General features: G+C 31.2%; 10 protein-coding genes and 1 riboswitch. Of the genes, 7 read left to right on the forward strand and 3 right to left on the reverse strand.

Annotation, left to right across the window (positions count from 1 at the left end):
- Nucleotides 1-128: 128 nt before the first annotated feature.
- From KQI38_RS08500 to pdxR, 5 genes are all read left to right on the forward strand, one after another.
- A complete protein-coding gene (locus KQI38_RS08500) occupies nucleotides 129-419 on the forward strand; it encodes a hypothetical protein (RefSeq protein ID WP_216558114.1) in 291 nt (96 codons plus the stop codon).
- 16 nt (nucleotides 420-435) lie between these two features.
- The gene (locus tag KQI38_RS08505) at nucleotides 436-807 is read left to right on the forward strand and encodes a DUF2089 domain-containing protein (RefSeq protein WP_216558117.1); all 372 of its coding nucleotides are present in this window, start codon (nucleotides 436-438) and stop codon (nucleotides 805-807) included.
- Nucleotides 808-818: 11 nt separating this feature from the next.
- A complete protein-coding gene (locus KQI38_RS22615) occupies nucleotides 819-2,030 on the forward strand; it encodes a DUF4097 family beta strand repeat-containing protein (RefSeq protein ID WP_216558120.1) in 1,212 nt (403 codons plus the stop codon).
- Between the two features lie 30 nt (nucleotides 2,031-2,060).
- On the forward strand, nucleotides 2,061-2,423 hold the full coding sequence (locus KQI38_RS08515; protein WP_235601176.1) for an SHOCT-like domain-containing protein: 363 nt from the start codon (nucleotides 2,061-2,063) through the stop codon (nucleotides 2,421-2,423).
- A 93-nt stretch (nucleotides 2,424-2,516) separates the two neighbouring features.
- Nucleotides 2,517-3,971 carry a MocR-like pyridoxine biosynthesis transcription factor PdxR gene (gene pdxR / locus KQI38_RS08520; RefSeq protein ID WP_216558126.1) on the forward strand — a complete coding sequence of 485 codons (1,455 nt, stop codon included), beginning with the start codon at nucleotides 2,517-2,519 and terminating at the stop codon, nucleotides 3,969-3,971.
- Between the two features lie 79 nt (nucleotides 3,972-4,050).
- On the opposite strand, the gene KQI38_RS08525 is transcribed toward pdxR, so the two are convergent.
- The 3 genes from KQI38_RS08525 to KQI38_RS08540 all read right to left on the reverse strand — a co-directional run bounded on the left by KQI38_RS08525 (nucleotide 4,051) and on the right by KQI38_RS08540 (nucleotide 8,260).
- Nucleotides 4,051-5,541: a glycine betaine uptake BCCT transporter gene (locus KQI38_RS08525; protein ID WP_216558129.1), complete on the reverse strand. Its 1,491-nt coding sequence runs from the start codon at nucleotides 5,539-5,541 to the stop codon at nucleotides 4,051-4,053.
- A gap of 71 nt (nucleotides 5,542-5,612) precedes the next feature.
- A complete protein-coding gene (gene grdH, locus KQI38_RS08535) occupies nucleotides 5,613-6,923 on the reverse strand; it encodes a betaine reductase selenoprotein B (RefSeq protein WP_246565711.1) in 1,311 nt (436 codons plus the stop codon).
- Nucleotides 6,924-6,934: 11 nt separating this feature from the next.
- Entirely contained in the window at nucleotides 6,935-8,260 is a 1,326-nt protein-coding gene (locus KQI38_RS08540; RefSeq protein WP_216558135.1) for a glycine/sarcosine/betaine reductase component B subunit, read from the reverse strand.
- A gap of 268 nt (nucleotides 8,261-8,528) precedes the next feature.
- Between KQI38_RS08540 and KQI38_RS08545 the strand changes: the two genes are divergently transcribed.
- Both KQI38_RS08545 and KQI38_RS08550 read left to right on the forward strand, forming a co-directional pair.
- Nucleotides 8,529-9,194, forward strand: coding sequence for a TetR/AcrR family transcriptional regulator (locus KQI38_RS08545; protein ID WP_216558138.1), 666 nt, complete (start codon nucleotides 8,529-8,531; stop codon nucleotides 9,192-9,194).
- A gap of 58 nt (nucleotides 9,195-9,252) precedes the next feature.
- Nucleotides 9,253-9,407: riboswitch (M-box (ykoK) riboswitch) on the forward strand.
- A gap of 290 nt (nucleotides 9,408-9,697) precedes the next feature.
- Entirely contained in the window at nucleotides 9,698-11,080 is a 1,383-nt protein-coding gene (locus tag KQI38_RS08550; protein ID WP_216558141.1) for an HAD-IC family P-type ATPase, read from the forward strand.
- The last annotated feature ends 97 nt before the right edge of the window (nucleotides 11,081-11,177 follow it).

Genomic DNA, 11,177 nt, shown 5'->3' on the forward strand with positions numbered 1-11,177 from the left:
ATATTTTTAATTTATTTATTAATATTATTAATATTTATATTGACATATTTAATAATTAATACTATTATGATATTAACAAGTAAATTATTTTGAATATAGAAATATATTCAAAATTTGGAGGTACTTATATGACTTCTAGAATAAAAATTAAAGTTGTTGATTCGAAAAGTAATTTTAGATTAAGATTACCTAGTATTCCGTTTTGGTTTATCACTGTCTTATTTTCTATAGCACTTAAATTCAAAGATACGGCTATAATAAATATGGATGACTTAGATGATGATGCAAAATTTTTTTTAAAACAATTGGACTATAGAATGTTAAAAGATTTAATTTATGAATTAAAATCCCAGAGTAGTTTTGATTTAGTTGATATATCTACTGGCGATGGAACAATGGTGAAGATTTCTATAATTTAAAGGAAAGGATGAAAATATGAAAAGAGAAGTAATAGGTAAATGTCCCGTATGTGGTGAAGAGCTTTATGTAACAAAACTTAGTTGCCATAAATGTCATACTCATATAGAAGGCAATTTCACACTTTGTAAATTTTGCAAACTTACTAATGAGCAGAAAAATTTCGTTGAAGTGTTTATAAAGAGCAGAGGAAATATAAAGGAAATAGAAAAAGAATTAGGAATATCCTACCCTACTGTTAGAGGAAGGCTTGAAAATGTAATTGAAGCCCTAGGATACAGTCCTAAATATACAGAACCTACGGTTGATAAGAAGGAAATCTTGAAGAAATTAAATAGTGGTGAAATAACATCTGAAGAAGCCCTTAGGCTGCTTCAAGGTGAAGAATAGGAGGGGTTCAGGTGAAAGAGGAAAAAATGATGATTTTATCAATGCTTGAAGAAGGTAAGATAACATCTGAAGAAGCTATTAAGCTTATGGAAGCATTAGAAGATATGGAAATACCTAGGGAAAATAATGAGTTCAAAGAAGAAAAAGACGACAGATTCAAAGACAGAAAATTTTCAAAACCAATATTTAATACTTTAGAGGATATCGGCACTGATATTGGTAATGCATTATCAACTATGTTTGACAGCCTAAAAGACATGGGTAATTCATTTAGTTTTATGGGTAATTATGAAACCATTACCACAGATTTAGATATGGATATATCTCATATTGAAAATCCAAGCTTAGATTTAAAAGCTGTTAATGGAAATATACGTTTAAGGTCAAATGATGAAGACAAACTTTTTATTAAGTCTACTTGTCAATATAAAAATGGGATAATTTCACAAAATGAACCTTATTTTGATTTTTATATGGATGGAGATAAAGTAATATTTACTCCAAAATATAATAGCAATATATCGATTAAGCTAGATGTTTCTTTACCAGAAAAACATTATAATGAAATCATACTAAATTCTAGTAATGGGAAGATAGATATAGAAGAATTAAGTATGCACACATTACGATGTATAACTACAAATTCCTCTATTGATGTTGTAGAAATAAATAGTAATGAAATTGATTTAACAACTAAAAATGGACGAATTGAATGTAGAGATACTAGTTCAGATATCATTAAAGCAGCTACTACAAATTCTAATATATTTTTAATGGATGTACACTGTTCTGAAATCGATGCTAAAACAGCCAATGCTAAAATAGGTATCAACGATATTGATGCCCGAAAAATAATATGTAAAACCTCCAATGCCTCAATTGAGGCAGAAGATATTACTTGTGATATAATTCATCTAATTACTTCTAATGGTAAAATTACCTGTGATGACATAGATGTAGATAGAGCTAAAGAGATAAAACTAATGACTTCTAATGGCTCAATTAGCTCTGAGATTTATGAAGCTAACAATGATAGTTATTTTGATCTGGAAACTTCTATGGGTAATATCACCCTTGATGTTCCAAATATAGTATATAAACTTAATAAGCAAGCTAATTTAGGTTTCAAAAAGATAATAGCTCATAGTGTTAATTTTGATGAAAATAGGGAGCATTTAAATTTTATCGCTTCTACGTCAAATGGTTCAATAAAAATATATTAGGGAGTGATGATAATGTTAGGAGGAGAAAAAATGCAAATCTTAACAATGGTTAAAGAAGGAAAAATCACAACTGAAGAAGGCGTTAAACTACTAGATGCTCTAGATAATAATGATATTGCTTCAAATAATACTAATCTTAGTACTAAGGCCAAATGGCTAAAAGTAAGAGTCTTTGATCCAGAAGATTCTACTAAAGTAAATGTAACTTTACCTATTTCCCTTATCAATATAGGAGTTAAATTAGCTGGAAAATTTTCCCCCGAGTTTAAAGAGGCTGGTTTGACTGAAGATGATATGGAAGAAATATTTGCAGCTATCAAAAATGGAGAGACTGGCAAAATTGTGGAAGTAGATAGTGAAGATGGCACTAAGGTTGAGGTTGTAATAGAATAATCCCGCGATTGTGGGATTATTTTATTGTTTATAGTTTATTCTAATATAAAATCTGTTATAATAAATGTATCCATACATTTAAGGAGGATACCTATGAATAAATTTATTTTAAATAAGGATATAGATACTCCTTTATATATCCAACTCTATGAAAATTTTAAAGTATTAATAGAGGAAAATCAATTGGAAAAGGAAAAGTTACCTTCTATCCGTAGTCTTGCAAAATCACTGGGGGTAAACAATGTAACTGTAGTTAGTGCTTATAAGCTATTAGAGAAGGAAGGTTATGTATATTCAATTAAAGGAAGTGGAACTTATATAAAAAAATTACCAATTTCCGACGATATGCCTTATTTAGAAGAAGGTGATATGGAACTAATGGTATCTGGTATACTTCCCGTATCAAAAGATAGTATTAATTTTGCTTCTATGTCTCCTACACCAGATTTATTTCCAATAGAAGAGTTTAAACAAGCCTTAGTAGAAGTTTTAGATAGGGATGGAGGCCAAGCTTTTTTATATCCAGAGATAATAGGATATGAACCACTTAGAGAATCCATATCTAAATTTTTGGTGAAAAATTACGGTACCAAAGTAGATAAGGATCAAATATTAATCACTTCTGGCGGTCAACAAGGTCTAGATATAATATCAAAGACTTTGATTAATCATGGAGATTGTATATTAGTTGAAAATCCAACATATTCTGGTGCATTATCTGCATTTAAATCTAGAGGTGCTAAGATTATTGGAATACCTATGAACGAAGATGGCATAGATATTGATTTATTAAAATCTTATGTAAAAAGGTATAGTCCAAAATTCCTATATATGATGACTAACTATCAAAGCCCCACCACATACTCATATAGTGATGACAAAAAGAAAGAGCTTCTATTTTTATCAAAGGAACATGAATTTTATATAATAGAGGACGATTTCTTAACAGATCTATCTTTTGATGATAATGATAAAAAGTCCACCTTAAAATCTATGGATAAACATAATCAAATTATTTTCATTAAATCTTTCTCAAAAATATTTATGCCCGGGGTCCGTATTGGATTTATTACATTACCTAATAAATTGTTTAAGGAAATTATAAAAGCTAAACATACTACAGATGTATCCTCATCTGGATATCTTCAAAGAGCATTTGATTTGTACTTAAGAAAAGGTTATTGGAAATCTCATATAGAAAAAATTAAAAGAGTGTACTCTGAAAAATATAATATTATGACTAGAGAGCTAGATAAATTAAATAACTATGGAATATCTTATGTAAAGCCTAATGGTGGTCTTAGTATTTGGCTCAAATTACCTAAAGAGATAGATGTTTTAGAACTTTATAAGGAATGTACTGAAAACAATCTAGCAATTGTACCTGGAAAAGTTTTCTTTGTTGATGAGTCTATTTATTCTAATTATATAAGACTTAGTTTTGGAGCAATAAATAATGATGAAATAGTTGAGGGACTTAAGATTTTAGAAAATATAATATCTAGACCTTTTAAGGATAAAAATAACAATTATTTGCCATTTATATAAAATTCATCTATAGGAAAGTTTTAAGTTAAAACTTTCCTATAGATATAAGAGGAGGGTCCCTTACGGGGCCCTCCATTATTTATATTTCTTGTTTTAAAGCCTTCATCAAAGATACAATAGCAAATAGCATTACGAATATAAAAGGAAATGCTGCTGCTACTGAAGCAGTCTGCAATGCCTCTAGTCCTCCTGCAAGCAATAAAGATGTTGCTAGCAGAGCTTGAACCACTCCCCAAATGAATTGTTTTTTAGCAGTAGGATTTAAATCTCCTCCTGAAGATAACATTCCTAGTACAAATGTAGCTGAGTTTGCTGATGTAATAAAGAAAGTGCCCAATAATACTACTGTAATTAATGATAACACCGTACTTAAGGGATAATTGCTAAATACTTGGAATAAAGCTGTAGATGGATTACTTGCCGCTGCAGCTAATCCTTCAACTCCAATTTTATCAACTAAATTTATACCCATTGAGCCAAATGCTGCAAACCAAACAACTGATACTACAGCAGGTGCAAGTATAACTCCTCCTATGAATTCTCTAATAGTCCTACCTTTTGAAATACGTGCGATAAACGTACCTACAAATGGAGCCCATGCTATCCACCATGCCCAATAAAATATTGTCCATGAATTTAACCAACTATTATCACCAAATGCTTCAACATGAAGACTATCACTTATAAAGCTATTAATATATTGACCTAATCCATTAGTGAACGAATTTATTACCTTTAGTGTAGGTCCTATTATGATAGTAAGTATAAGAAGTCCAAATGCCAACACTAAATTTATATCTCCTAATAGTTTTATACCTTTATCTATTCCACTAACTGCTGTCCAAATATATAGAATTGTAATTACTGCAATTATGCCTATCTGAACTAATTTAGTCTCTGGAATATTAAATAAAAAGTTTAAACCACTATTAATCTGTAATGTACCGAGTCCTAAAGATGTTGCTACTCCTGCAACTGTTGCAAATACTGCAAGTATATCTATTAATTTTCCAATAGGTCCATTAACCTTTTCCTCACCTAATAATGGTATGAAAATACTACTAATTAAACCCGGCTTATTCTTTCTAAATTGAAAATATGCTAGGGCAAGACCTATAATACTGTAATTAGCCCAAGGATGGAATCCCCAGTGCATAAAGGATGATTTCATAGCAAAATTTGCTGCTTGTAAGGTTCCTGATTCAATTCCTGGAGCTGGATTTACAAAATGTGATATGGGTTCAGCTACACCCCAAAACACAAGACCTATACCCATCCCAGCTCCAAATAACATTCCAAACCAGGAAGTCGTACTATATTCTGGCTTTGAATCATCTGGCCCTAGTTTAATATCTCCATATTTACTAAATGCTAATATAATGGCGAATACAACAAAGATGAACATAGATATTAAATAAGACCATCCAAAATTAGTTGTTAGGAAATTAAGTAATGAGTTTGCAAAATTTGAGAAATTCTCCTGTGCAACTATTCCCCATAAAACTATAGCTATAGATAGTGCAAGAGATATATAAAAAACCGTATTATCTTTTTGCTTTGTTTTATTCATTATAATTCCTCCCATTTCAGAGTAATTTAGAGGTGAATTTATAGGGGTGTTTATACACCCCTACTGTTTATTTAAATTTTTACCTTAAATACTGTTTGTTCCTTAACATCTTCTGTTAAAGCATCTAGTGCTACACCAACTCTATGATATCTAAGTTTCCATTGTTGTTCTTTAGATGTCGCTGGATCTCCTAGTGGATATGGAATAGATATTGTAGGTACTATCTTGTTTGAGCCTACTGTTGTTGCTACAGGTATTAAATTACACATTTGAACTACTGGTATACCCGCTCTTTCAATTTCTTTTACCATTGTTGCACCGCAACGTGTACAAGTACCTCAGGTGGATGTCATAATAACTCCATCTACATTATCTTCTTTTAATTTTTCAACTATTTCTTTGCCCATTCTAGCTGCTTCAGCTTGAGTCGTTCCAGTTCCTACAGTGCTATAGAAATAGTCATGAAGTTTACCTATTTTTCCTTCCTTTAGATATGCCTTCATTGCGTCTATTGGCATAATAACATTTGGATCTGCATCTGCTGCTGCAGGGTCAAATCCAGCATGGATAGTTTTATATACTCCTGACTCTAATCTTTCATCCTTAGATATGTCATATCTTCCCCAACGTGTAGCAGAAGCGGATTGAATTCTATCTGGATTATCTACTGGTACTATTCCACCAGTTGTTACCATTGCAATATTTGCTTTAGATAAATCTCCAATTGCCGCTGCTATAGGAACTCTATCTTGTTTTGGTATTGGAAGTTCTGTTTCAAAAGGCTTATTGTTTAATTTTTTAATCAACATATCTACGCCTCTTTCTGCAGCAGTCTTTCTTGATTCTAACCACATTTGAGCTCTAATTCCCCTTGGGAAAAATCCTTCTTCATCAGCTGAACCTGTTTTCTCACCTTTTAATATTTTATTTGCGAAGTTAGCCATTGCTTTTACATCATCTCTTAATTTTGCTGCTGACTTTCCACCTTCGAAAATATACATATCTTTTTTAAACATCTCTACTCCAGGATTTTCCTCATTCATAGATGTGACAACTGGAACATTAAATTTTTCTTTAACAGCTTTACAGATAGTTCCACATGCCACTCCATATCTACCTGCTTGAAATGCTGGACCAGCAACAAATATATCAAATTCTTTACCTTCTAAAAATCCTAATATAGTTTCAACTGCTTCATCTGTATTAGAACCCATAAAGTTATCTCCACAGATAATAGTATGAGTAACTTCTGCCTCAAGCATACTATTTAGAGCAAGAGATGGTCCTACTAATCCTTCTCTAATCTCTGGCTTATAATCAGCAGTATCTTCTCCACCAATACCTGCAAAGAATTGATTTATATAATGAATTGCTTTTTTCATCTCTCCACCTCCTAAAATTCTTTCATAGTCTTAGTTGACCAACCTGCTATTCTATCTCCACAGAACATTGCATTATTTTCCATAATAATTGAGCCATCTTCTCTAACAGAAGCTCCTAATATTTCGTCATATGCCCATCCTCCAGATAATCCATCTCTGGCTAAAGCTTGTAATTCACCTATTACTTTATCAGCTGGAGGAAGTTCTATTAATTGAGAAACATTTCCTGTAGACACTAGTGCATTTGCTTTTTCATCTAATGTAACAAGTGGTTGGGAAGCTCCATCTCTACCTGTACATTCATTACTTATACCTACTGTCTTCACACCTACATCTTCTAATGCAGCAAGGCATAAAATATAATCTGCATCAGGATTTCCATATCCTTCTTCAGTAACTATTGCTCCATCAGCCCCTAAAGACTTTGCCATTTGAGCTACAAATATTGCTGAACGTTTCTTTTGTTCTAGGGATACGTTTAAGTTTGACATGATAACACCTAAGAAGTTAATGCTTTTTCCATGCTCTTTATATAATTCCTTAATAGTAGGGAAATTTTGGAAGTCATAAGTTGCCCATTTTGATGATGCTGGCATGAAACTACCAGATATCAATGCTCCATCTAATACTTCGTTTGGATTCATAAAAGAAGGAACATATTTATTCATATCCCATCCATATACTAAATCATTATATCCTAATTCCTCCATTTGAGATTGAGGTTGCATTACTAATACAACTGATGGAAGTTTATTTATTTCTTCTGATCTTTTAGTTATTGGCTCTAATTCAAATGTTTCAACTTCTTCTGGTTCTAAATCTTTTACTGTATTTCCTAAATATTCTGCAAATCTATGGGATGCCCATCTAATTGCTCTATTTTTCTTTTGTTGCTCAAATCTTTCAAACTCCTCATCTGTGTCCGCTACTATACAGATATTTATTAATTCGGAAAATAGAGTGTACTTAGCTCCTTCTCCACCCATATCGATTAATCCATCACCAAAGCTACCATAGTGCATGCCTACGCCTAAAACACTGCATCCTTTCAATGCATGTACTCTTCCATTACCTGTAGCTTCAACATCTCCTGTAACCCCAGGAAATACCGGTCTACCATCTGGACGAATTCTTGGTTCTACAGCTTCTTTAACTGGAACTATTCTTGTATTTTCACCTGGCTTGGCTATTACTATGTCGAGATCTATAATGTGTTCATCTTCTTTGATAAAAGCCATAGCTTCTTCCTTATTTATGGATAGAATTCCATTATTAAACATGGTTTTCTCTCCAAAAACAACATCTTTTACTTGGAAATTACCAATTTCTAGTTTCATCTCTTCACTCCTTTTAAATTAATCATGATTATCTTTGTTAAATATTATATTATCATAACCATGATTACATTTCAATCATAATTATAGATAATTTTTAAAATATTTTCAATAATATAGATAAACTTAATACTTAGCTTATTATGTGCTATTCTACATTGATTTATTAACCATAAACGTAATATTTAGTAATTATAATTTATTTGTAGAATATGGACTTTTGTGCTAATATAAATTAGATATAAATATTTTAAAATTGGTGGTAGGATATATGAAGAAACAAATACAAAAGAAAAGAATAATGTCTTACTTTATTAATGCAACTGAAGAAATAATAGATGAAGTTGGAATTAATGGAGTAACCCTAAGAAAAGTAGCTGATAGAGCTGGATATAATAGTGCTACAGTTTATAATTATTTTGAAAATCTTGATCATTTAATTTTCTATGCAGCTATGAAATATATAAAAGATTATGCCCATGCTTTAGATACATATTTAAAAGATGCGAAAAATGCTATGGATAGATTTCTTAAAGTTTGGGAATGTTTTTGTGATTATGCCTATGATAAGCCAGAAATTTACAATGCTATTTTCTTTCCAAATTTAGAAAAACATTTTGAAGATTATGTAGCTGATTATTATGGACTTTTCCCAGAAGATATGGTTAGCACAGATAAAAATATTTCTACTATGCTGTTGAAGACAGATATTAATGAGAGAGGGCAAACTACCGTATTTGCATGTGTGAATGAAGGCTATATTCGTTCTGAAGAAGCAGATAAATTAAATGATATGACTCTTTTAATCTTTGAAGGTATGCTGAAGAGAGTATTAAATAATAAGATTTCCTATGATGATGCAAGAAACAATACCATGGATTATATTAAATCCATAGTAGAGAGATTTTTAATTAAAGATTATGATTTTTATTATTAAAAATTTTATAAAAACACTTGACATTTATTTTTTTACAGTATATGCTTAAAGACGAACTTAATAATCTCGGTAGGTGAGGTTACTATAAGGATATGGATTGCTGCCGTAAAAGGGTGGAAACACTCTGCACTGGTTAGCAGGTTTTGTCGCAAGGCTCAACCTAATGCAATTTCAACGCCTTATAAAGCCAAAACTTGAACGAGAAGAGTAAATCCTTCCCCTTCAAGCTTTGGTGGAGGATTATTATTTTTTTGGAGGTGAGTAAATTTATGGATTCTGGACCGAGTAGTATTTATATAGAGGAAGGCTGAAGTATATGTATAATCGACATCATATAATTATATTATAATAATTATCTTTTCTTTACATATACCTCAAAAAACCTTTCTGAAAAAATTTTTCCAAATTTATTTTAAAATTTAAAAATTCAATACAAATTTAACTTATGGTTAGACTATTTACTGAACCATTATTTAGTATTGTCTTTTTTGGAGGTGTAAATTATGAGAAAGAAGAGAGTTTATAGTAACGAAAATATTAATAAAAATCTACAAGATATGAGTTCAAAAAATATTGATACTATTTTTAGAGAATTAGATTCCTCCATCAATGGTTTATCTGAAATAGAAGCAAGTAGCAGATTAAGCTTTTATGGACACAACGAAATAATTTCTGAAAAAAGAAATCCTTGGTATATCTACCTTTTAAATTCCTTTATTGATCCTTTTATTTTAATATTATTAGTTATAGTTTTTGTATCTTATTTTACTGATATTGTTTTTGCTCCGTCTGGCCAAAAATCTTGGATTACTATCATAATTATTTCCGCTATGATATTAGTTAGTGTAATCCTTAAATTTTCTCAAGAACATAAATCTCAAATAACAGCAGATAATTTAAAGGATTTAGTTCCTACAACGACAGCTGTTGAAAGAGAGACTATGGGGAAAAGAGAAATCAATATATCTGATGTAGTTCCAGGAGATATTATTCATTTGGCAGCTGGAGATTTAATACCAGCCGACCTAAGAATTATTACTTGCAAAGATTTGTTCATCAGTCAATCTTCCTTAACAGGTGAATCAGAACCTGTTGAGAAATTTTCAGAAATTAATGATAAACATGTAAATAAGAATATCGCTGATCTAGAAAATATTGCCTTAATGGGGACCATAGTTGTTAGTGGTTCTGCAATAGGTATAGTTTTGCAGACAGGAAACCAAACGTATTTTGGTACTATTGCAGAATCTCTTACTAAGGACAGAGGTCAAACTAGTTTTGAGGAGGGTGTTAAAAGCGTCAGCTTTCTTCTAATAAGATTTATGTTAATTATGGTTCCTATAGTTTTCTTAATAAATGGATTGACAAAAAAAGACTGGCTAAGTGCCTTTCTATTTGCTATTTCAGTAGCTGTAGGCTTGACTCCTGAGATGCTTCCAACTTTAGTTTCTACCAACCTTGCAAAGGGAGCTATATCTTTATCTAAACGTAAAATTGTAGTTAAAAGATTAAGCTCTATTCAAAACTTTGGTGCCATGGACATTTTATGTACAGATAAAACTGGGACTTTAACTTTAGATAAAATTATATTGGAAACACATTTAGATGTACTAGGCAATGAAAATGATAGAGTTCTAAGACACGGATACTTGAATAGTTATTATCAAACGGGATTAAAAAATTTGTTAGATATTGCTGTAATAGAATACGGTAATGAAAAAGGATTTAATGAAGCAACAAAAATATATGAAAGAGTAGACGAGATTCCCTTTGATTTCACAAGACGTAGGATGTCAGTAGTAGTTGAAAGTGAAAATGGAAAAAGGCAACTTATAACTAAAGGTGCTGTTGAAGAAATGCTTTCTGAACCGACCCCCAAAAGTTAGACCTAAGAATCTAACTGATGGGAGGTCGGTTTTTAAATGGCAAAATATAGTTATGAATTTAAGATGAAAGTTGTACAAGAATATTTAGCTGGAAAGG

Source organism: Tissierella carlieri (assembly GCF_018917285.1).
Lineage (GTDB): Bacteria > Bacillota > Clostridia > Tissierellales > Tissierellaceae > Tissierella > Tissierella carlieri.